The 22,604-nt window shown below is 60.0% G+C and carries 16 protein-coding genes; 8 read left to right on the top strand and 8 right to left on the bottom strand.

The annotated features are described in order from the left end of the window. Positions 1 to 486: 486 nt before the first annotated feature. The 4 genes from G5S37_RS25490 to G5S37_RS25475 form a co-directional block, all read right to left on the bottom strand. Positions 487 to 4,200: a c-type cytochrome domain-containing protein gene (locus G5S37_RS25490; RefSeq protein WP_240914711.1), complete on the bottom strand. Its 3,714-nt coding sequence runs from the start codon at positions 4,198 to 4,200 to the stop codon at positions 487 to 489. An 83-nt stretch (positions 4,201 to 4,283) separates the two neighbouring features. Further along, positions 4,284 to 6,497 (bottom strand): DUF1553 domain-containing protein, encoded by a 2,214-nt coding sequence (locus tag G5S37_RS25485; RefSeq protein ID WP_165207928.1) that lies wholly within the window; start codon positions 6,495 to 6,497, stop codon positions 4,284 to 4,286. A gap of 87 nt (positions 6,498 to 6,584) precedes the next feature. After that, the gene (locus G5S37_RS25480; protein WP_165207926.1) at positions 6,585 to 7,961 is read right to left on the bottom strand and encodes a DUF1501 domain-containing protein; all 1,377 of its coding nucleotides are present in this window, start codon (positions 7,959 to 7,961) and stop codon (positions 6,585 to 6,587) included. A gap of 243 nt (positions 7,962 to 8,204) precedes the next feature. Beyond that, positions 8,205 to 8,675: a DNA starvation/stationary phase protection protein gene (locus tag G5S37_RS25475; RefSeq protein WP_165207924.1), complete on the bottom strand. Its 471-nt coding sequence runs from the start codon at positions 8,673 to 8,675 to the stop codon at positions 8,205 to 8,207. A 95-nt stretch (positions 8,676 to 8,770) separates the two neighbouring features. On the opposite strand from G5S37_RS25475, the gene G5S37_RS25470 reads away from it, so the two are divergent. Beyond that, a complete protein-coding gene (locus tag G5S37_RS25470; protein WP_165207922.1) occupies positions 8,771 to 8,977 on the top strand; it encodes a hypothetical protein in 207 nt (68 codons plus the stop codon). A 175-nt stretch (positions 8,978 to 9,152) separates the two neighbouring features. On the opposite strand, the gene G5S37_RS25465 is transcribed toward G5S37_RS25470, so the two are convergent. Further along, positions 9,153 to 9,629, bottom strand: a complete 477-nt coding sequence (locus G5S37_RS25465) for a hypothetical protein (protein ID WP_165207920.1) — start codon at positions 9,627 to 9,629, stop codon at positions 9,153 to 9,155. 130 nt (positions 9,630 to 9,759) lie between these two features. Between G5S37_RS25465 and G5S37_RS25460 the strand changes: the two genes are divergently transcribed. From G5S37_RS25460 to G5S37_RS25430, 7 genes are all read left to right on the top strand, one after another. After that, positions 9,760 to 10,680, top strand: coding sequence for a hypothetical protein (locus G5S37_RS25460; RefSeq protein ID WP_165207918.1), 921 nt, complete (start codon positions 9,760 to 9,762; stop codon positions 10,678 to 10,680). A gap of 112 nt (positions 10,681 to 10,792) precedes the next feature. Then, a complete protein-coding gene (locus tag G5S37_RS25455; RefSeq protein ID WP_165207916.1) occupies positions 10,793 to 11,314 on the top strand; it encodes a DUF4375 domain-containing protein in 522 nt (173 codons plus the stop codon). Between the two features lie 194 nt (positions 11,315 to 11,508). Beyond that, positions 11,509 to 12,171, top strand: coding sequence for a hypothetical protein (locus G5S37_RS25450; protein ID WP_240914710.1), 663 nt, complete (start codon positions 11,509 to 11,511; stop codon positions 12,169 to 12,171). A gap of 36 nt (positions 12,172 to 12,207) precedes the next feature. Continuing rightward, complete coding sequence (locus G5S37_RS25445) at positions 12,208 to 13,335, top strand: AAA family ATPase (RefSeq protein ID WP_165207912.1); 1,128 nt, start codon at positions 12,208 to 12,210, stop codon at positions 13,333 to 13,335. A gap of 1 nt (position 13,336) precedes the next feature. Next, the gene (locus tag G5S37_RS25440; protein ID WP_165207910.1) at positions 13,337 to 14,059 is read left to right on the top strand and encodes a hypothetical protein; all 723 of its coding nucleotides are present in this window, start codon (positions 13,337 to 13,339) and stop codon (positions 14,057 to 14,059) included. 7 nt (positions 14,060 to 14,066) lie between these two features. After that, positions 14,067 to 16,616 carry a hypothetical protein gene (locus G5S37_RS25435; RefSeq protein ID WP_165207908.1) on the top strand — a complete coding sequence of 850 codons (2,550 nt, stop codon included), beginning with the start codon at positions 14,067 to 14,069 and terminating at the stop codon, positions 16,614 to 16,616. An 11-nt stretch (positions 16,617 to 16,627) separates the two neighbouring features. Then, positions 16,628 to 19,402, top strand: a complete 2,775-nt coding sequence (locus G5S37_RS25430) for a tetratricopeptide repeat protein (RefSeq protein ID WP_165207906.1) — start codon at positions 16,628 to 16,630, stop codon at positions 19,400 to 19,402. Between the two features lie 119 nt (positions 19,403 to 19,521). Here the strand turns inward: G5S37_RS25430 and G5S37_RS25425 are convergent, their stop codons facing one another. The 3 genes from G5S37_RS25425 to G5S37_RS25415 all read right to left on the bottom strand — a co-directional run bounded on the left by G5S37_RS25425 (position 19,522) and on the right by G5S37_RS25415 (position 22,602). Continuing rightward, positions 19,522 to 19,890 (bottom strand): hypothetical protein, encoded by a 369-nt coding sequence (locus G5S37_RS25425; protein WP_206026140.1) that lies wholly within the window; start codon positions 19,888 to 19,890, stop codon positions 19,522 to 19,524. Positions 19,891 to 19,933: 43 nt separating this feature from the next. Continuing rightward, entirely contained in the window at positions 19,934 to 20,908 is a 975-nt protein-coding gene (locus G5S37_RS25420) for a L,D-transpeptidase (RefSeq protein ID WP_165207902.1), read from the bottom strand. Positions 20,909 to 21,078: 170 nt separating this feature from the next. After that, positions 21,079 to 22,602: a cellulose synthase family protein gene (locus G5S37_RS25415; RefSeq protein WP_165207900.1), complete on the bottom strand. Its 1,524-nt coding sequence runs from the start codon at positions 22,600 to 22,602 to the stop codon at positions 21,079 to 21,081. Between the last annotated feature and the right edge of the window lie 2 nt (positions 22,603 to 22,604).

Raw genomic sequence — 22,604 nt, 5'->3', positions numbered from 1 at the left:
TTCACCCAGGGGAAATGGGGGTGTGGACTAGATGGGGAGGAAACCTCCTGGTTGTGGTTCGCGTAACTCGCTGGAACTAAGAAAATTAAGAAACAAAAAACCCTGCTGGCCTTCGGCGAGCAGGGTCTACGTACGGTGAATTCCGATAGTAAACTACCTGCAAGCCTCCTGGTTAAGATCGCTGCCCTCGGTATAGGGCCTTCCAAAGCCGGCGCCTTGTACTGGACGCATGATCCCTGCCTCGCACGACCGTTTCGTCGGGCGCGATGCTGAGGATATTGTCCAATGGAAGTTCATGGCGTGTTCTTGTGAAGGTAAAACGAGACTACCACCGTGTTCTTAGAGCGGCAATAGTTATTTTAACCTTTTTTTCGACACCGGCAATTCCGGTAGGAGAACTATGTATAACTAAGCCGCTACTTTGGAGCGGATGAATGCAGGCGGCACCAGCGGCATCTCATCAATGATATACCATATTATGGTATATCATTTGATTGATGATTGCGGAGCGTTCGCTGCAACCGGTGCCGGCTTGCGAATCTTGAGCAGAACCGGCAGGCTCGTTTGCGCTCCGTCCGTCTTCACGGCGTCGTTGCGAGCGTTGCCAACCAACATGTGGCAGAGGCGATCGTGTTCCGGCACCCACTTGGCGCAGGCGAGGGTGATCTCGCGCACGTTTTCACCTGCACGGATCTGTACGCCATTGAGACCAATGTTGTCCACGATGACGCCGTGCGGCAGGTTCTCCACGTCCAATCCCAGCAGCGCATCGTCTCCACGACGATCCACCCGCAGCCAGACAGAGACGGTGCTGCCCGGGGCGATGGTGACTTCATAGGGCTTCGTGGGGGCATTCTTCCCATCACCCGCAGGACTTCCTGCGAGATCGGGCTCCATGAACAGGGCGCGCTTGGGTGCTGCGGTGACCGCGACCTTGGGGAAGGCGCCAAGATCTTCCTTCACTTCCTTGCCATCGACGATGGCAGTGGCCGTTACTTTCACCTTGGAGAAGTCATGCTCACCCATGGCGGCAGTGGGGTAGGCGAAGATTGATCCGCCGGCTTCCAGATGGCCCGCCTCGATGATGAGCGGATTGGAAACATAGAATCCTGCAGGCACTCCGGTGATGTCCACGCGTACATCGCCATCCCAGCCATCCTTTCGGTTCGCCGTCACCGAGAACTGGCTGCCGGTGCCGGAGGGCACGTTCATCATGGCCGGTCCGCGCAGTTTGGCTGCATAACCGTGCACCACCGGACGTACGATGAGGCGATAAGCAAATCGATCGCCGCCCCAGCTCCGTGTATCACTGACACGCAGGAGATAGGATCCTTTCTCGGGGGCTACGAAGCGCAGGCGTGAATCACGCCCCAGTTCGCGTTCCCCGTCATCATCATTGGCATAGTACAGCTCGAAGATGGGAAGGCCATTGGGCACCAGCTTGGTGCCTGGCTTGTAGGGTTGCACCGCATAGCAGTAGTCATCCAGGCCGTGTGCAGCAGGGCTGGTGTTGAAGTAGGCACGACGCTTGCCGCCGCTCGCGTAGTAGATGGTGTCCGCATCCGGACCACGCGCGAGGCGGAAGACCTTCAGTACCTCACCGTTGAAGTACATGTAGTCATTGAGTTCCAGTTCGGCGAATTGGCCCAGGCGCACCGCGGGGTCGTTGGCATCTTCACTGCGCAGCGTGATCCAGGAATCCTTTGTGGCCTGCAGTGTCATCATGGGCACGGCATCACCCTTGGCATTCAGCACTTCGACCTTGGTATCGGCAGGAGAACCGAGCGTGGCGGCACGGGTTTCGATGATGAATTCCTGACCTTTCTCTGCTTCAATGCGATAAAGGTCGGCATCGGGCTCATCTGGCCCCACGCTGCTCATCAGGCGTCCGTTGACCGACACGTTTCCAGGAAGCGGCTGCGCTTTTTCAAGCGTGTCATTCGGTTCGGACTCCAGCTGCTCAGGCAGAGTGCTCACGGCGACGGTCATGCTCACGCGGCTCCGGTAATTGTCCGAGTCCAGCGGCAGGCTGATGGTGTCCATGCCTTTGGTGTCTGTAGCATCGGCTTCAATCGTGGTATTCGGAGGAAGGTTGTGTCCCACGAGATGGATCTTGCCCTTCGTGCCCGCAGTTACACTCAACGGCCACCAGCCGGTCACATACGGCAGCTCCCCAATGGAGAGGCGGTAGAAGTGGTCTGCGGATCCATCGAGCGTGATCTGCCTGATGTGCACAGTGTAGTCGCCATCCGCAGGCACGGTGAAGGCCACAAAAGGATCGCTGCCACTGTCGAGACCGTTGTTCGCTGCGAGCAACTTGCCTTGTGCATTCAGGACCTCCACACGGGGTGAGCTTGCTTTCGATTCCACACGACGCGCTGCCATGTCGAGTACCATGGTCTGGCCACGCTTCGCGGTGAAGCGCACGCTGTCCACCTGGCCGATGTCCGTCAGAGTACCCCACACATTCATGGGCAGTTGCTGAAGCAGCAGAGGTTCCGCAGACTTCGTCACCATGACCTGTGGCAGGTAGTCGACAAGCACCTTCACGGGAGCGGATTCGCCTGCGGGTGTCACGAGGGAAAGATTGACCTGTGAGCGTGGCACCTCCTTGTCCGTGGTGATATCCACCTCGGCCAGGGTGCCTTCGGGATTTACTGAGACAATGGCCGCCTTCATGCCGCCGTGCGCGAGCTTTACAGCCTTGAGATCCTTCAGGCCCTTGCCCGTGAGCTTGACGCGCGCGGTGCTACCGCTTTGCACACCGCGAGGTTCCAGGCGCACGAGTTCAGGCTTGGCTGGCGCCATCGCTTTCGGAGCAGCCTTGGCCTTCGCCATGGGCTTGACTTCGGGTTCACCCGTGGTGGCATCGTAGAGGGCGAGGGTGCCATCGAGCCTGCCGACCGCCAGCTTGCCCGTGTCGAGCACGGCGAGGCCCGGAGACCAGTCAGGTTGCTTCTCCAGGAGGTGCAGCTCTTTGATGTCTGCCGCGTTCCAGATCTTCACGCCACGATCTGCTGCCGCAGTGAAGATGGATTTTCCATCGGCAGAAAATACCAGGCTCAGCAGGCCACCCTCATGCGCATAGCGCGTCTGCTGCAATTTGTTGGTACCTTCGAGCGCACGCGCGCTCACATTCCACAGGCGGATGCGATTGTCCGCGCCGCCCGCCGCCACCGTCTTGCCATCGGGAGAAAAGCTCACCGCCGTTTGCTCCTTGAGTGGCTGCGAGAAGGTATCCAGTCGCTTGCCCGAGGGCATTTCCCAAAGCTTCACCGTGCGATCCGCGCTCACGCTTGCGAGCACCTTGCCGTCTGGACGGAAGCTCAAGCCAAACACCGCGCCATTGTGCCCCGTGAGCGTGGCTGCTTCCGCACCGCTAGCCAGATTCCACAACTTGATCTTCTGGTCATAGCTGCCTGTCACCAGCGTCTGTCCATCCGGTGAAAGCGTCAATCCATAGATGGCATCCGTGTGCCCCTCGAACTTCCGCACTAGCGTGCCATCCGCGACCTTCCATTGATAAGCCACCCCATTGATGCCGGCATCACCTGCGGCGGCGAAGAGTTGCGTGCCGTCTGCGGAGAACACCAGCGCATTCACCTTGCCTGCCACGCCATCCAGCTTGCGCAGCACTTCGCGCGTCTGCGGATTCAGCAGATGCACCGCGCCAAACATTCCTGCAGCCAGTGTTTTCGACTTGGGTGAATACGCCAGCGTCTGGATGGCATTCTTCAGTCCCGGCTTCGCAGCGACCTTCGGCAGCTTGGAGAGCACATCGGCAGGCTTCGCCGGTGTCGCGGGTGGCAGCGCACCTCCATCAATCCATTGGCGGATCATCGCGATCTCGTCGGGCTTCAGATGTTCCTTCTTCCCCGGTGGCATGAACTGGTTCTTGCCTTCCACACCACTGCGGCCTTCCAGAAACTTTACCAGCAGGGACTCCTGCGCATTGCCCGGCGTAATGGCCTTGCCTCCTTTGCCGCCCTTCATCAATGCAGCAAAAGTATCCAGCGCGAACTCACCATCCGGATCATCCGCCGCATGGCAGTCCACACAATGCTCTTGGAACAGAGGAGCAATCTTGGCGTCGAAATCCACGGGCGCTGCGGTGGATGCGGCATGGATCTGCGCAGTGCAGGCGCATGCCGTGAGCAGAGCCAGTGGCGCAGCGGCGCGATGTTTAAAGAGGTGCATCATGAGAAACCCCGGTGTCTGAATTGGCGAACTGAAATTGAAGGTGGCAAAGCGCCCGCGTTAAGGCGTCGCCATGAGCGTCTAGGTCAGTGATTGAACAAGAATTCCCGGGAGCTCATCAGGCCCCAGAACACGTCTTCCAATGCATGGCGACGGTCCTCAGGGGACTTGGCATCGGCCAGCACCTTGAGCACGCTGGCGCGCTCCTTGTCGGTGGGAGGGCGGCTCACACAAAGCAGGTAGGCTTCATTCACGATGTCGTTGTCCGCCTTGCCAGAGGCCAGCAAAGTAGCCACGCGATTCTCCTTCTCACCGAGCTTCTGGTTCAGCGTGTCGCCATTGGCGATGTGCAAGGCCTGCGCCATGCTCGGCTCATTCGTGCGCTCGCAGTCACAAGTTTGCACGCGATCCGGACGGCCAAAACTGTTCAGGAAGTAGCTCACCGTATTTGAATCAGGAAGCTGCATCGCGCGGTAACCCATGGGGTAGGCGGCACCGATGCCCTTGTTCGCATTGCGCTTGTCCATGTTGAACTTGGTGGGCACCGCCGTCACCTGGCTCACGGAGTCCAGCATCACCTCCGCCATCAGACGGCGCGGGTAGTAGCGCGAGTAGAAGCGCGTGTCGTCCTTGTTCTCGGGCAACGCCACACTGCTGCGCTGGTAGGTCTCGCTTTGCATGATGAGCCGCATGAGCGCCTTCAGGTCGAACTTGTTCTTTGCCAGATATCCCGCGGCATCACTCAGCAGCTTTTCATTGCTCGCCGGATTGGTCATGCGCAGGTCATCCACGGACTCGACAAGCGCGGTGGCGAAGAAGTTCTTCCACACACGATTGGTGATGGCACGCGCGAACCAGGGATTCTCCGGCGCAGTCAGCCAGTCCGCCAGGGGGATGCGGCGATCCTTCGTCGAGGTCAGGCTCACGGGCTTGGCATCCAGGGGGGTGGGGGTCTGCGCGCGCCCGGTGAGAGGTTGCACGATGTCACCCTCTGTCGCGGCGAAGATCACGCGCTCATCCGTCACGCCGCCGTTCTTCGCACGCACGCGTGAGAAGAGATTCGCGAAGGCGAAGTACTGGTCGTTGGTCCACTTCTCCATCGGGTGGTTGTGGCACTTCGCGCAGGCGATGGACATGCCAAGGAACGCCGTGGAAACCGTCTCCGCCAGGCGTGTGGGTTCATCGTGCAGTGTGAAGAAATTCCCCGCACCATTTTCCAGAGTGCTGCCCGTGGAGGTCAACAGGTCACGCACCATCACATCCCAGGGAGTGTTCAGCTCCACATTCCGGCGAATCCACTGGTAGTAGCTCCACATGGGCTGCACTGGTAGCTTGTCGCTGTTCACCAGCAGCAGGTCGCTCCACTTGTAGCTCCAGAAATCCACGAACTCCGGACGCTGCAGCAGGCGCTCGATCAATCGATCCCGCTTGTCTGCCTTCTCATCCGCGAGGAAGGCACGCGTCTCTTCGGAGGTCGGCAGAATCCCGATGGTATCCAGGAACGCACGACGAATGAATTCCGAATCCGTGCTGCGTTCCGAGGGCGGAATGTTCAGCTCCACCAGCTTCTCCTTCACGCGCTCATCGATCACGTTACGCGGTTTGAAAGTCTCGAACGCCTTCGTCAGCACCTCTTGTTCATAAGGCACTGAGATGGTCGCAATCGCGAGCTGGCTCAGGTACCACGCGGTCACCGTGCCTTCGCCGCGGCCCACCACCTTCACCTTGCCGTCGTCATCCACCGTGGCCACGGAAGTGTTGCCAGCAGTATATTTCGCCCAGCGCGTGACGTCCTCGCTCTTCCCGTTGTTGAAGAACGCCGTCACCTTGATCGGCTGCGCTGCTCCTGCCTTCAGCGTCACATGTGCGGGAGAAACTTCGATGCGCTGGATGCGCGCATCGTTCTCTTGCGGACCGGGCGCGCCGTTGGCAATCCACTCGGCGAGGATCTGATATTCCGGCCAGTCGACTTTGATCTTTTCACCGCCCTTGTGTGGCACCGCCTTGGTCGCCTTCATCAGCAGCAAACTGCGCGAAGGTTCCTCCAGCGTGACGCGACGTCCCTGGGCGGAGCGGGTGATGCTGAGGAAGTCGCCCGTATTATCGTAGCCACGCAGGGAAAGACGGAAGCCTCCCTGTCCCGCCGCAGCGCCATGGCACGCCCCACTGGAGCATCCGAAGCGTGCCAGGATGGGCTGCACCTGGTTGCGGAAGGAGACCTCCGCGGCGGACGCCTGACTTGTGTGAAGAAGAGCCGCGCCAAGCAGCGCAACTTGGAAGATGGACGTATGCAATCGCATCACGAGAAGAAACTCAGATCTATCAGCACAGATGTTAATGCCGCCCGAGCCAACGATGCCCGGGCGGCCTCTTGAAATCGCGGAGCGCTAGAACAGCTCCTTGATGGGATCGAACCCGCGATCCACCACGGGGTAGGGACGGTTCTGCGGGCCGGGCAACTCTGTCTCCAGATCAATGCCCATGGCCTCATAGATGGTCGCCACCACGTTGGAGGGCGTCACGGCACGCTCGGCGGGATAGGCGCCGATTTCGTCGCTCTTGCCCACCACACGTCCGCCCTTCACGCCACCGCCGGCAAAGCCGACGGTCCACACTCCAGGCCAGTGGTCCCGGCCACCGGCGGGATTCACCTTCGGCGTGCGGCCGAATTCAGCAAGATTGCACACCAGCGTGCCATCCAGCATGCCGCGCTGATGCAGGTCCTCGATGAGCGCGCTGTAACCTTGATCGTACATGGGCGCCACGAGGTCACGCATGCCTTCGATACTAGTGAAGGGCTTGCTGCCGTGGATGTCCCAGGTGATTTCATTGAAGACGGTGATGAAGCTGTTCACTGTGACGAAGCGCACACCGCGCTCCACGAGACGACGCGCCAGCAGGCAGCACTGGCCAAAGCGGTTCATGCCATAACGCTCGCGCACCGCCGGCTTCTCCTGCGTCAGGTCAAAGGCCTCTCGCGCCGTGCTGCTCGTCATCAGTCGATACGCATCGTTGAAATTCGTATCCATCAGCTTCGCCGCCTCGCTGGCCTCGAAGTTCTTCACGGAATCATCCACCAGCTGGCGCAGACTGCGACGGCGATCCAGGCGCACTTCGCTGATCTCGCTCGGGGGCAGCAGATCCGGCACCTTGAAATCCTTCGCCGAAGGATCCGCATTCAGCACAAAGGGATCGTACGTCTTGCCCAGGAAGCCCGCGTCCTGTCCGTGCGGCATGTTGCCACCGGTGGGACCCATCGGCTCCGGCAGGATCACATGCGCGGGCATCTCGTTTTTGCGTCCCTTCAGGAATTCCAGCGCGCAGCCGACGTGCGGTGTGTTGATGCCACCGGTGAAAAGGCGGCCCGTCTGCATCATCTGGTGGCCGGTGTCATGCACCGCTGCAGCCGTGTGATACACACTGCGCACCAGCGAAAACTTGTCCGCGAGCTTCGCCATCTGCGGGAAGATCTCCGTGAGCTGGATGCCCGGCACATTGGTCGAGATGGCCTTGAAAGGACCACGCACTTCTCGAGGGGCATCCGGCTTCGGGTCCCAGGTGTCCATCTGGCTGGGAGCGCCCAGGTTGAAAATCATGATGCACGCCTTGTCGTCCTTCTTCTTGTCCACGGCGCCCATGGCGCGCAGCGAGTTGAAGTAGGGCATCGTCAGTCCCAGGGCGCCGAGCGTGCCCGCCTGGAGGAAATCACGACGTGATACACCATCGCAGGTGGTGATGGATCCCTTGCCGGAGAACTTGAACATGGGGAGCGGAGCGGAGTGGGTGGACTGAACTGACCCGGCGAAGCCACCGGGAAGACGGATTTGTCTTTTCAGACCGCTATTATACGGGATCGCTTCCCCCTTCTGAATCGAAAAAGTGCCGTGGGGCATGTACTATCTTGCTGCCCTTTTGGCCGCGATTCGCAGGGCAAAAAAGAAACCGTTCCGGCACGGGACCGGAACGGCTTCTCAAAATGGTTCTATTGTTGCTGAGCGCGCGAAGTATTACTTCAGGAAGCTGTTCAGCATCCAGAGCGTCTTCTGGTGGGTCTGGCGGCGCTTGATGGCGAGGTCCTGGGTTTCCAGATCATCGGCATCTTGAGCAGCACCTTCCAGGGCCTTGCACGAGGCGGAGGCCTTTTCATGACCCTCAATCAGGTGCGCCACGAAATCCTTCGCAGGAAGGCGTCCTCCGGGCAGCGGAGCCACGTCGGAAAGTTTGGAAAGGCGTGCCAATCCGCCTTCGGCATAGCTGCCCAGCGCACGGATGCGTTCGGCGATTTCGTCCACGGCTTCGAAGAGCTCCTCGTACTGCGACTGGAAAGCCGTGTGCAGTTGAAAGAAGTCTGCTCCTTCCACATTCCAGTGGGCGAGGTGTGTATCCGCCATCAAGCTGTAGCTATCGGCGAGCAGTTTGTTCAAGGCCGTCACAACTGGATCGGCGGCCACTCCTTGTGAGATGGTTTTGGTAGCCATAAGTTCCTCCTTTGTATCGTGATTGAACCTCGCCATGGAGGTCTGCATCGCAAGTTCTTTTTCTGGCGTAATCAATGTGCTACGATTGATCTGTTATGGCCAGAACTCTTTGCGAATGGAAGAAGAGCGAGATCGTCGATGACATCGAGGAGCTGGCCGAGATCGTGCGCGATCCCCGCTACGTGTGCCGCAAGTGCGCTCGTGCCGCTCACAAGGATAAACATCTCTGCAAACCGATGGCCCTGCCGCATGATCCCTCACGCGAGCATGATGAGCATCAGCATGTGGAAACCGCAGATTGATTCGCAGTCTCACAGATCTCCAGGCTGCTAATTTTGATACCGTGTCGCGATATCATGGCGTGAGTGTTTATGATGTGATGCGCGCAATTGCGGGCAGGCATGCCGGACCGCATCGATGCCATGCACTAAAATGATCGCCACGTACCGGCGCAGCCTTTGTTCCACCCAGCTAGACTCAGGCAGCCACGGCTTCTTCAGCCTCTGCTTGCTCCATCACTTCCGGCACTCCACTCCACGCGAAGACCACTTCGATGTTTTCCCAAGAGCCAGCTGCTTCCTGCCATTCCCATTCTTTATGGCGGTAGGCCTGCACGAGCCGGCGGAAGTCACCAAAACCAAGCTCCAGCGGCTGCCAGCCCGCATCACCCGTGCGCACCATGACTTGCTTTTCCAGCCAGTTACGGAGGCGGAACTGGGCCATGTAGCATACGGAGCCGCACACCTTCTTCAGGTCGCAAAACGCCTCCACAGCGTTCCGGGCATTCCCTTGGCGGAGGAGGATGGCGATCATGTCCAGCACCGCATCGCTCTTGGCCGAGTCGGACGCCACATCTTCATGCGCCAGCAGCGACCGCAGCTGCGCAAGACCCACGAAATGAGGGTGCTGCGTGCTGGTGAGGCTGGAGGAAGACTGGGTGGTGGTCAGAGTCATCGCTTTGGATACGCTACTGAAACTCGGTCTCAGTAGCAATTCTTTCATTTTCCGTTCAAGTCAATCGGATTTTTGTACGCGCAGCGCACGGCTAGATGGCCTCTACTGCCCGCCGACTTGAGTCTCCGCCATGATTCCGTACCCAGATAGAATCCACTTCGCCATAGGCTTTCCTTTTGTGCCGAGTTCGGTCATTGAGGTTTGGGAGCAACTGACGCGTCATCTGAAAGAGGCCTGTTCGCTGCCCAGACAGTTTGAAGTTCACCAAACAGCGGGACATGCTGAACGATTCAAAAGCGAGGAAGATCTCAAGCTGTCTCCAAGTGACGTGGCTGCGCTGATAGCGGAGCGGAATCTGGACGGCTTTTGGGTCAACAGTGGCTATTCCGCACGAAGTGTCGGTTTTTCCCTCCTTCACGCGAAAGATGCTGGACCGCAGTCGGAACTACGATGCCGCATTGAAAAAAATGCACAGGCTCCTGATGATTGGGGCGCTTTAATCACCTCTTTGATGAACAGATTTCCGAGTATTGGGGCTTGGCAGTGGAGGCAATACTACCAGTCCTGGCAGTGGAACTGTCGAGTGGACTTGGGATATGAGCAGATTTTTGGTCCCATTCCACCGGGCTTTCGACGCACCCATGAAGCGAGTATCGATGGAATCGGCCCAGGAAGGACACTTCTTGATGTCTCCCTAAATCCTGGGCGCCCGAAAACGTTGCTGCCTATGGTTAGCTTCTACCCCACCGCCGAGATGTGGCTCGGCCCGCACTTCTGGCAGTATGCCAAATGCACAAAGGAAGAAGCATTGGCGGCAGACTTTTTCATCGAGAAGCGAGACACGCCTCACTACCTTTACCTCAAGTGCTGGCCGCACGCTTTCACCCGACCGGACGGTGAGCAAGGGCACATGCAGCAGCGTCTCTGGAAACTGTTCTTCCACGAGGACTGCGAATGGCCGCCGGGCTCTGGCACCATTTGTGATGAGCCGAGGTACGGCCCGCCCGAACTCATGCCTGATTGCCGTCAGCCGGAAGTTCGGAAGCCATGAACGATTTCCATGCGACGCTTGTGAACTGAGGGGAATTTTGGACAGTCTGCTCCAAAGGGAGAAACACCTCGTATTGCTCTGCCAGATGACGCGCAAATCGACTCTAGATGACATGAAAGACTACCGAGTAACCGAAGAGCGAGCGAGGTCGATGGGCACGCGTCAAATCGTCGAAGAGGTGGTGTTTGCGATCTCTGACGACGTTCCAGATGACTCGAATGACGAGGAAATGGCAGTCTTCCTGCAAAACCTAAATCCCGTCGTGGCAGCAGTCTATTGCGCCTGGATGTCCACTGGGCATATGGCCAACGGTGGCTTGTTCAAGGCCTATGAAACATGCTGCGCGGAAATGATCCAACGTGCCGCTTATGGCTTCCGGCTGTTGGGCAAGGCAGATGTTGCCTATGCTGTTGAGCTGTCGTGCCGGGCCTTCCCAAGCAATGTCATTCCGGCAACTCGGGTGAAGCGAAGTGCGGGGCTGAATGCGTGGATGGATCGCGATGACGCAAACACAGAAACGCCAGAGCAGCAAAGTCTCGCCGGGTTGGAATACAAATTTGAGCTGGCAGACGCCTACGACCATACCGACGAACTTCTCCGGCATTACCGGTTTGAGTTCGTTTTATCGGAGTGAATGTGACCAGTTCATCTTTTGATGTTCCTCTGGTCGAGAGCTCCAGACTCGCGGCGAGACACCAATCGCACACCGGCAACCCTCGTTTTTTCCGCGAAAGAGTAGTTCGTTGCCGGAAAGATGGCAAAACCGTGGTGAACTTGTCGCCGCCCGACATTTGCCATTGTCCCGGCTCACGTTAGCTTCGCGCGTTCATGGTGCCCCCAGATACAGCTTCCCCCTTGGCTGAGTTCGCCTCCGGATTATCCTCCACCGGAAAGGTTCTGGTCCGGCGCGAGGCTGATCTCAGGGGAAGTGACCCCGGTGCCATGTTGCTCCTACAGGAGGCCTTCACAGCCCATCTGGATGACCTGGCAGATCTTGGGACGGACCAGCACCAACATCCCCCTTTCAAACCGGACGTGGCGCTGGATGCCCTGCGTTGCCTGTATCGCATCTGTCATGGGCTGGTGGATCGCGCCCTGCCTGCTGGCGACATCGAGGACATCTTCTCCGACATGCCGCCTGCCCCGGTCGATGCGGGGGACATGCTCTCCGCCGATGTCGCGCTGCGCCATCTGCCGACGATCCATCGTTGGGCGAAGTCCCTGAGCGCCGATGATCCGCTGGTTTTGGGGCTTTCCGCCATCGGTTTGCGATTTCCCCTCTCATCCGTCGGCATGGGTCCGTTGCCTCTGCCGCTGGACTTGGCTCCTCTGAAACGCCATCCGCAGATCTGGAGATGGTACGTCGACCGTGTGATAGAGCGTCAGGACGAGTCACGGCTGACCGATCCCGAAGTGAAGGCCGCCGTCCGTGATGCCCTCGGGGCGCATCATTCCCTTGCCCAGCGCTTGGCCCTGGCTGCTGCTGCCTAACTCCCGTTTCTTTATCCCTTTTGTTTCCGCTTCCTTATGGAACCCACAGTTATTGCGAACCGGCTTTCCGAACACCTGCTGCGCCCCCTCAAGAACCTCTTCGTAGGAAAGGACGAAGTCATTGATGTCATGGGCATCGCCCTCGTAGGCGGCGAGAATCTCTTCCTGCACGGCCCGCCCGGCACGGCGAAGAGCGCCCTCGTCCATGAAGTCGCGCGCCGCCTGGAGGCCCGCTCCTATGACTATCTCCTCACGCGTTTTACGGAGCCGAGTGAGTTGTTTGGCCCCTTCGACATCCGCCGGCTTCGCGAGGGGGATCTCGTCACGAACACCGATGGCATGCTTCCCGAGGCGGACTTCGTGTTCCTCGATGAAATCCTTAATGCGAATAGTGCCATTCTCAACAGCCTGCTGCTGGTGCTGAACGAGCGCGTCTTCCGTCGCGGTCGCGAGACGCGCAAGCTTCCTGCGCTCATGGTGGTGGGTGCCAGCAATCATCTTCCTGAGGAGGAGGCCTTGCGTGCTCTCTTCGACCGCTTCCTGCTGCGCGTGCATTGTGGCTATGTCCCCGGCGAAGCTTTGGGCGCGGTGATCGAAGCGGGTTGGGAAATCGAAAAGAGCCGCCGCGGCGTGGTGCCGTCCTGTGGTATTGGCGCGAACGATATCCGAGCGCTTCAGGAAGCCCTGCCGTTGGTGGATCTCACCCCGGTACGTCCTGCTTACCTCGCCCTGGTCTCCAGACTGCGTGCGGGCGGCATTGATGTTTCTGACCGCCGCGCAGTGAAGTTGCAGCGTGTCATCGCGGCCAGCGCACTCATGTGCGGGCGCATGGCCGCGCAGGTGTCGGACCTCTGGGTCATGCGCTGCATCTGGGATCGTGAGGAGCAGCGCGAGTTACTGGCCTCCATTGTGCAGGAGACGCTCACGAAGGCTGAACCCACCGCCACGGATCATCCGCAGGCCTACGGTTCCTCGGCTCCAGATCCCCAAGCATTGGCCAGAGATCTGGAAGCGCTTGATGCCGGTTGGGACGAGGCCGTGCCGGGCGTGGCAAAGGATCAGCTCGCCGCCCTTGCGGCGCGTGTGCCATGGGTCCAGCAGGCAGAGGCGCGCAATGCCCTGCAGGAGAAAGTGGAGGCGCTTTGGAGAAAGGCGGGTGCCTGAGATGAGCGTTGCGCATGACATGACCCTGGTGGCGATGCTTGCCCCGGAAGACGCCGCCTGGCTGGGCCGGTGGCGCACGCTGCCGGGCTTTGAAGCCTGCGAGGCCGAAGGGCATGTCTGGGTGCGTGGCAGCACAAACCACGGGAGATGGGCCCTGATGCCCGCTCTGGATCGTTTCATTGCGGATGACTCCGGCCGGCTCACACGAGAAGGGGATCTGGTGCCAGTGCGGCGTCTGCCGGAAGCGATCTGGATGCGACTGCCGGACTTTCTGAAGGTGCGCCCTCCCGCCGCCGCCTTGCCGGCGCAGTCAGTCATGCCGCTCGCGTGGGCATTGGTTCCTTCCCGGGAGTATCGCGAGCCGGCACTGCTCACGCTTTCATTCGAAGCATTCGCCACCTGGGGATTGAGCGCGCCCTCCGTACGCTTGAAGAATCTGAAATTCGCGAAGTCGGATGACGGCAGGGCCTGCGTGCGTGGTCCGGTGCTGCCATCCCTGCCGGGTGTATCATGGTGTGTGGAGAAGGGTGTCGCCACGCCTGCGGGATGGGCGTTGCCACGCGGTGTCACCGCCGCGCTGGTGGCTGTCTCCTTGAAGCTCGCGCCCCATGCCCTCGCGCTCGTCCACGAGGACGCCAGCGTGGAAGTCCTGCCGGACGAGGCCTTTGTCGAGGCCACACGCTCTGCGCTTCGCCAGTCCTTGCATCAAGAAGAAGCTCACTGACGCATCGATGCACAGCAAAGCCACATTGGGTTACTTCTGCGCGCCTCCGGGTCACTTCTGGACCTGGCACGGTGAATTCCGCTCGGCGATGGGTTCCGTGCTCGGAAACTTCCTTGGCTCTCGGGACACGCTGGTCGATCTGCTGGAAGCACTGGCTCCAGATGGCCTGCCACCCCTGGGTGCCGTGGTGTTGGTGAATGCTGCGGCCCAGACCGTTTGGGACGGCGTCGTCATTCACACCGAACTGCAGCATGCCTGCGGCGTTTGGAAATCCGGTGAGCCTCTGCCTTCCACGTTGGCCAGTCTCTGGATGCATGCGACCCGTGGGCTGGATGCCATCAGCAATCTGCCGCCTGAACTGAAGAACGCGGCTGCGAAGCGCACCTTGGTGCGCATGGTGTTTGAGGGCGCCTTCAATCGGCTTCCTCCGGATCTGTCCGAGTCGATTCTCGATGAGTTCAAGAAGACCCCGGACCTTGAGCCCTTCATGCAGCGCGCCCCGGACATCAATGGTCAGGCACGGCTGCTGCGAGACCTGAGCGCCCTGGCCAAGGCCTTTGATCGTCTTCCGCCTTCGCAGTTGGAGCATCGCCTGCGCACCGGTCTCGATGGAGATCTTGGGGACCAGATCGAGTTGCCGCTTGAGGATCTCAAGCCCGAGCCGCCTGCCATCGAGATACCGGACGACTTGCTCGCAGCCCTTGAGAAGGAAGGTGGGCAACTAGCTCAGGTGGCCGGCGTGGCGCGCCGTCTCTCCGCCGTTCTTCACGTGCCCAAACCCGTGTCGCAGCAGGATGATCTACCGGTGGGTGGCGTTTCAGACATTACGAATCGAGGTGAACCGGATCGCCTTCTTCTGACGGAACTCGCCTGGGATGACCTCACCTTTGCCTCGCGGCTTGCGCAGGGAGAGGCGCTGTATTCACGCCGGGAATCTCCACCTTCAGAACCGCCGCCCAGACGGAAGATCCTTCTGGATACGGGCATTCATCTTTGGGGAAAACCCAGGCTGTTCGCGCTGGGTGCGGTTCTCGCACTGGTTCGTCATTTGAAAAGATCCGGCGTTGCGGCAGGCGATCAAGGCGGGGATGTCTACACGCTGGCAGACGATCAGTTCGCTCCTGTCTCCCTGCGCACCGTGGAAGACGTGCGGACTCAGCTCGCCAAACTCGAACCCGCTCCCTTCCCGTCGGAGGCACTGGCCCATTTTGTACAAAACGAAATGCCACAGGCCGAGCCGGGTGAGGAAGTATTCTTGGTGTCGCATCCGGATGCCATGGCCTTGCTGGTTCGTGAGCCCTCCTGGCAGCAGCTCGCGGCCACATGCCTGCTGCATTCCATCCAGGTGGACCGTCATGGCTTGCTGATGTTGTCCCGCCATTCCGTCGCGGGCTCACGCACGCTCAGCCAGGCGCAAGTTGATCTGGATGCCCTTCTGCAAGGCCCTCCGGAGCGGCGTCCATCTTTGGCGCTCACGGATGAAATGGCACGCCTGCCCGCCTTCTACCACCGGCTTCCCTGGCCGCTCTACTATCCCATGATTGCTGCCGGACAGGTTGCCTTTGAGCTTCCGCAGACTGGGCACGTGGGAGTGACTCCGGATCGATGCGTGTGTTACTGGAGAACATCCGCCCGATGCGGACGTGTGCTGTGGCCGTATGCGCCGGCACCTGAGGCGCAGCGAGTGATGCTGGTGGATGGCGCCGATCCGGGGACCGTGGCGCTTGCGTTCGGCACCTTTACCAACTGCGAACTGCTGGTCTGCGATGTCCATGGCCGCAGGCCATCCGTATTGTGTGCCGGAGATTTTGGCCAGGCGTATGTCTCCGGGGTCTCCCTCCAATCGGGTGCGCTGGTGGTGTATCATTCCCATGGATGTGATGCGTTCTCCGCGGAGACCGGCCTGCTGCTGGTGTCCTACCGCGGCGGTGTTCCCCGCCAGCGTTGGTTTGACGGTTCTTCATTCCGTGAAGATGCGCGTCCCGTGCCGCTCTCGGACCGTCTGGCCTCCACGCGGATGCCGCGTGCCCACCACGTTTCCCGGCACACCAACATCACCGAGGTGGGATTCGGACCAACGAATGGACTGCACTTCCGCAAGCAGAGCGGCATGACGTATCATCTGGATGTGGCTACGGATCGCACGCCGTGCTGGCGTGTCTGCGGCCGCCATGCGGATTCGGACGTTGTCTTTCGTCCCTTGGAGCGGCTCGATACACCTCAGTGGCCGGACGTCGGTCTTCGCCAGGCGGAGTTCGCAGACGGCCGCCGCGTCGTGTATGACCCCCGTGGCTTCATGCATATGGTGGACCCGCGCAGCAACCACGAACTCAGCGTGGCCGTCGTGAAAGGAAACACCGCTGTGTGGCTGAAGGAGGGACATCACTTCGGTGACCGCGCCTATCTGTGGGATGAAGCGATGTACGCGCCCCTTCACTTGGTTGCGATGTCGAGGCGGCTATGCCGGCCACTCTTGGGCGGCCCTTCATCCGTCCCGCCACCACCATTGCCCTCCTGCGGTTCCCGGGATGATATTTCTCAAGCCGGGACCCTGTGACTCACTTCCGCATGCCCATCTCCCTTCCACTGCGAATGATTCCAGCCACGGCACCACGCGTGCCGCGTGCGGGATTTTTGCCGGGCAGCGACGTGGCGGCGTGGCTTGAGGAGATGGCGCGCCATCCGGAGATGAAATTCTTCATCGTGCCCGGCTCGGCGGAAGATCTGGAACCTGGCGGTCTGCTCATGGTGCCTGCGACCTCTGGCAACACTCCCGTATCCTTCGGTCCGCGAGTGCAACCGGCTGCGATGGAACATGGTTGTGTCGCGGTGCCGCTCAGCATGCAATTGGATCCGCAGATGACGAGGGAGGAGGCGGAACGGATGCTGAACTACACCTGTTATTTTTTCCATCCGTCCATCGGGTTGATTGCGTTTGAGGAGTCGGATGCCATCCTGCCCGAAGCTCTGGTGGTACCACCATTGCCCACGTCGGTCTCCTGGATGCACGCCATGCCAGGCCGGCCGCCGCTGCCGGAGTTGCAGCATGTGGCGCTTGCCCTTCCTCCTGACTTCGACAGTCTGTTTGGTGAAGCTTCGGAAGACATCGGCTCCTCCAATCCCAAGGACTTGCAACGCGATGCCGGGAAAGGCGCCTGGGCAAAGGACGCGATGGGCAAGGCCATTGGCTCATTTGGAAGCTGGATCATGTCCGGATTCTCGAAACTGGGTGGCTCGGGCGAGGGCGGTCGTGAATCCGACGCGTCCCAAGGTCAGCAAGGCGGCGCCGGAGGCAAAGGTGCCAAGCGCCCCTCCCAACTCTGGAACAAGATCCAGAACTGGACCGCAGAGCAATTCAAGAAGCTCCAGCTTCAGCGCGAGGGCGAGATCCAGCGGCTGCTCAAGCTTCTGGAAAAGGATCCCGAGAACGGATTGCGCTACGCCCTTCCCCTCGGCGGGGGAGGGGATGCCAGCCGTGGCATTGCGCCGCCTTCGGGAAAATTGGGCCTGCGGAATCCCACCTTTGGTGCACGAGGCGGTTGGGGGCCTGCGGACATCTGGAACCTTTCCGAGCACACCCAATGGGCGCTGCGCCAGAAATACTTCGATCTTGCCAACCGTGAACTGGCGATGGGCCACTTCGATCGTGCGGCCTATATCTTCGCCCATCTTCTGGGTGACTGGCACGCGGCCGCCGGCGCCCTCGTGCGGGGGAAGCGTTTTCAGGAAGCCGCGCGCATCTACGAGGAGAAACTCAACAACAAACCGCTCGCCGCCAAATGCCTCGAAGACGGTGGCCTGCTCGCAGAAGCCGTCCTGCTCTATGCGGACCTCGAACGTCATGAGAAGTGCGGCGATTTGCTGCGCTTGCTCGGGCGCGAGCGTGATGCCGTGGCGGCCTACAACCGGGCGCTGTCCGGCAGCACCGATCGCATCCACGATGCCCGCATCCTGTATGAGAAGCTGCACCAGCCGGGACTCGCCGTCGCGGTGCTGGCCAGTGGCTGGCCCGGCTCGAGCCAGGCAAGGGCTTGTCTGGAGACCCACTTTGAGTACCTCCATCGTCTCGAAGCTCACGAAGATGCCCTCACTCTGACAATGCAGTTGAGTGAGGCCAGGAATCAACTCCAGCCACCGCTGGAGATGGCCCGCGCCCTGCACGCCATCCGCGAAAAGCAGAGCGATGCCCGCGTACGAGAGAGACTGGGCACCGTGGCCATCACCACCATCGGCCGCGCGTTGAAAGCGTGTGCTCCCGGGCAGGTCCACGATTTTACCATGGTGTTGCATCAGATCGAACCTTCCGACCTGCTGCTGCGTCGTGATGCGGTGCGGTACGCAGAAGACCGTGTGCGTGAGGTCTCTTCATCCATCAGGCCACCGCTCCGTCCGGCAAAGGGCTCAGTGCCACTCACCCTGATTCATCAATGGTCCCTCCAGAGGGAAGGTGGCATCGAGTGGAACCGCTTTCTTACTTCGGGTGATTCCTGGCTGGCGCGCGGATCTCACGGGAGGTCCCAGCAGGAACTCTGGATGCTCGGCAGTGGTGACAAGACCATGGGAAGACTGACTTCCGGCACAAGCTGGCCTTCACCGCAGCGCTTGCAGCCACACCTCCTTCGGGATTCCACTGCCTGGTTGCCCTTCTTGCGTCCGGACCCGGCTGAGGCGGCCTGTTATGGCTGTGCCCGTCTCGACGATTTTCGCAATCCGCCAGTCAGTCGTGACCTTTTGATTTCCCGGCTCGCCTGGATGCCGCCTGCGGTGATTGCTGTCTTCCCGACCAAAGATGGTGTGTGGGTCCTCCACGCGCGGGAGCGTGGCACCATTGACCTTTCGTATTCCACCCACGAGGGGAAACTGAGACGGACGTATGCCTTGGGAATGACGCAGGGAGATCTACCCGGAGGCCCGGTTCAAATGGTGGCACATGGTGAGCAGGTCTTCATTTCAGCGGGAACCACGGTCGTGCACGTCGTGAATGGCCGGGTGGACAAGGAGATCGAATTGAACGGGTCGGTGCTGAGACTGGACATCGCACCTCCCACCCAGTCCCTGACTGTCTTGGCCTCGCTCCCAGGACAGGTGTTTCTGCTGCCATTGGGCGAGAGCACGGATCCAGTGCGTGTCTTCAGCGGTGCGGAGGCCCATTCCTATGCAGCTTTCCTTGGAGACGGTAGGATCATCGCGGGCGACTCCAAGTCGGCGTTGATGTACCAATCACTCTCGAGCAAGGCATTGGGCTCCATGACCCACGCCTTTGCCGCAGTCGACTACGCACCGTGGTCGGTCGACTCACTGGCCATCCTTGCAGCGGATGGCGTCGTGCGCATCTATCGATAACGGATGGCACGCAGCCCACTCGCCATCCGCTGGCCGTCGCGCCTACTTTGACTTTCAGAGGAATCCTTTTTGGCTATCGACTTACCTAGCTGCCGAACACTGAGGCCGTTTCACGTAGCTCATTTCTCAGTGATGAAAAAGTACCTGAAGCGTGAGTCATCTTTCACATCAGATTCAACAACGCTCAATGGTTTCATGCCGATTTCCCGAAGAATAGATGCCAACGAACGGGCAAAAAAATCATCGCGATAGCCTGCCTCAAACTCAACCAGCAGTCGCTCTCTCTCAGCGCGTGGTAGGGCGAAAAAATTTAGTGCATTTGAAGGCAGTTTATAACGAGCTGACCTTGATGATATCACCGGCGTTAAATCGAGTCTCTCTGAGGAACATTCGCGAAAGATAGACAACACGAGATTTTGTTCGGGTGCCTGCGACATAATGAGATTGGCCCACGCCATCCATCCCACCCAAAACAGGCTGACAACCATTCGCCTTGTCAGTCGACCATCGTAAAACATAGGGTCACTGCCACTACTCAATATTCTGCGAGGCACTCCGCTTCGAGCGAAGGACCACTCCGGGTCCATTCACCGCTGCGGCGGGCGCAGCGTACAATACGTTCTCTCCAGCCTGGAAATGCTGCACACGGCGCTTCGGAGGCGTCGCGTTTGCCGTTTCGGTCGGGGCCGGGGCATCCGTGGAAACGGTGGCGGCATGGCGCTTCGTGGGTGCCGGAGCGCGAGTCGGGGAGGGGGAGTCCGTGGAGGCTGAGGCAGGCGCCTTGGTATTCTCGGCGAGGAGAGGGGCTTCTTTTTCAGCCTGCTTCGGCGGGGTCAGCATGATCGGAGGACGCTGGTCGGCAGGAGTCGAAACCGGAACGGCAGTGGGCAGCGTGGGCACGTGCTTGGGCAGCCCCGTGGTCACCACGGTCACGCGGGAGCCGATCGGCAGGCGGCCAAAGAGGTCGATCACGTCCTTCGATTTCATGCGGACGCAGCCATAGCTCACGGGCTTTCCAATGTTCACCTCCTCGGCGGTGCCGTGGATGTAGATGCAGCGGGCGTAGGCGTTCTGGTTCTGCTTCTCCAGACCACGCAGCCACAGGATGCGGGAAACGATGGGGTCGCGACCAGGAGAGTCGGGTTTGATGACCTCGCCAGTCCAGTGGCGGCTCTTGAAGACGGCTCCGGGAGGTGCTCCCTGGCCAATCTTGGCCACCACCTCATGCGTGCCCAGCGGGGTGCCGAATTTGCCGGGCTTGTCATTCACGCCAAACTTCGACGTGGAGACGGGGTAGGTCCTCGTCACGTTCCCCTTCTTGTCATACACCGCCAGCTTCTGGTCCTTCACACTCACCACCACATCGGCATGCTTTCCTGGGCTGGGGCTGCCAGCACACTGGCTGAGGAGAGCTGCTGAGCCAGCCAGCGCGCCACATTTGAGGGCAGTCACCAGACGATGAAGATGCGAGGGGGCGCGTTTCACGGGGGAATCGTGGCTGGACATTATAATTTAACAAATCTTAAGCATTGCTGCAACTGGCGATCGGCACGGATGCAAAAAATATAACCCACTTCCCAGCGGATTCCATGCCGTAAGGGCGGGTAGGAGACATAAAAGGTGCGTTTCCGTTGGATTTTTCCAGCCCGGAAAAGCAACTTTTTCTCAAAATTGCATCATGCAATAGCCGGGTCCGAGTCCGAGGTAGGTTCCTCGGGGGGAGACGGCGGCAGGGTCCAGGAGGGGAAGTTTACCCACTTGCTGACACTGCCAAGCACCACATACAGGAACCCAAACTGGAACATGGCCAGGAAGGGAACGCTGATCCACTGGCCGTTGCGCAGGGCGGCAAAGACGAGCCAGGAGAAGTAGACGGCCAGGCTGACCTCCAGCCAGAAGGTGATGGAGCGTGCCGCCTTGTACTTGCTGCGGCGGCGCTTGGGTGCCGTTTGCTCGCCGTACTTGGGCGTGCGGACGAAGTCGGACTGGCGGTTGAAGAGCGCCTCGAGCACGGCTTTGCCGTTGTTGATGCTCATGCCAATGCCCAGTGCCAGCAGCAGCGGAAGGTACGGCAGCGCGCGCAGCCAGCCCCAAGGACGCTGGGCTCCCTGTGCCGCGAGGTAGAACACGATCACGGAAACGGTCGCGAAGAGGAACACGGGAATGTCCAGCAGCACAGCTTTCAGCCACGAGTTCTGGAACATGAAGTTCGCGGGGTACACCAGCACCAGCACGCCGAACATCAGGAGGTAGGCGAAGTTCGCGCCAAGGTGGGCCGTGGCCTCGATCTTGATGCCCACGGACTCCTCGCTGGTCCACACCTTCTTGAAGATCTTCTTGCAGACCTGGATGGAGCCCTTCGTCCAGCGATGCTGCTGGCTCTTGAAGCCATCCATGTCCGGCGGTAGCTCCGCGGGGACCACCACATCCTTCAGGTACACGAAGCGCCAGCCCTTCATCTGGGCGCGGTAGCTCAGGTCCATGTCCTCAGTGAGGGTGTCATGCTCCCAGCCGCCGGCGTCTACGATGCACTGCTTGCGCCACATGCCGGCCGTGCCGTTGAAGTTGAAGAAGTGTCCGCTGCGGCTGCGTCCGGCCTGTTCCAGCACAAGGTGGCCGTCCAGCATCATGGCCTGGAGGCGGGTGAGCAGGCTTTCCTTTTCGTTCAGGTGCCCCCACCGGGCCTGCACCATGCCCACCTTCGGGTCGGTGAAGTGGTGGATGAGTTCCTTCAGCAGTTCCGGCTGCGGGACGAAGTCGGCATCGAAAATCAGCAGGTAGTCGCCTTTTGCAGTGGGGGTCGCAGCTTCAAGAGCGCCCGCCTTGAATCCCGTGCGGTCCGTACGGTGGCGGTACTCCACGTCGAATCCCTGCTTGCGGAGTTGCTCGGTGGCCTCTTCACACACAGTCACGGTTTCGTCCGTAGAGTCGTCGAGGATTTGAATCTGCAGCTTGTCCTTCGGATAATCGAGACGGGCGACGGCATGCAGCAGCCGCTCGATCACATGCATTTCATTGAAGAGCGGGAGCTGCACCGTGACGAGCGGGAGGTCCTCAAATTTTTTCAAAGGTTTCGGCTCCTCTTTGCGGTGCCGGGCGTACAACCAGAGAATGCGGAGGCGATGGATGCCAAAAACACTCAGGCCAGCAAAGACCGCCACATAGCAGGCGAGCCAGAGCGTCACGTTCCATTCAGACATAT

This window comes from Roseimicrobium sp. ORNL1 (assembly GCF_011044495.1).
GTDB lineage: Bacteria > Verrucomicrobiota > Verrucomicrobiia > Verrucomicrobiales > Verrucomicrobiaceae > Roseimicrobium.
This window is presented reverse-complemented; position numbering and strand designations above follow the sequence as displayed.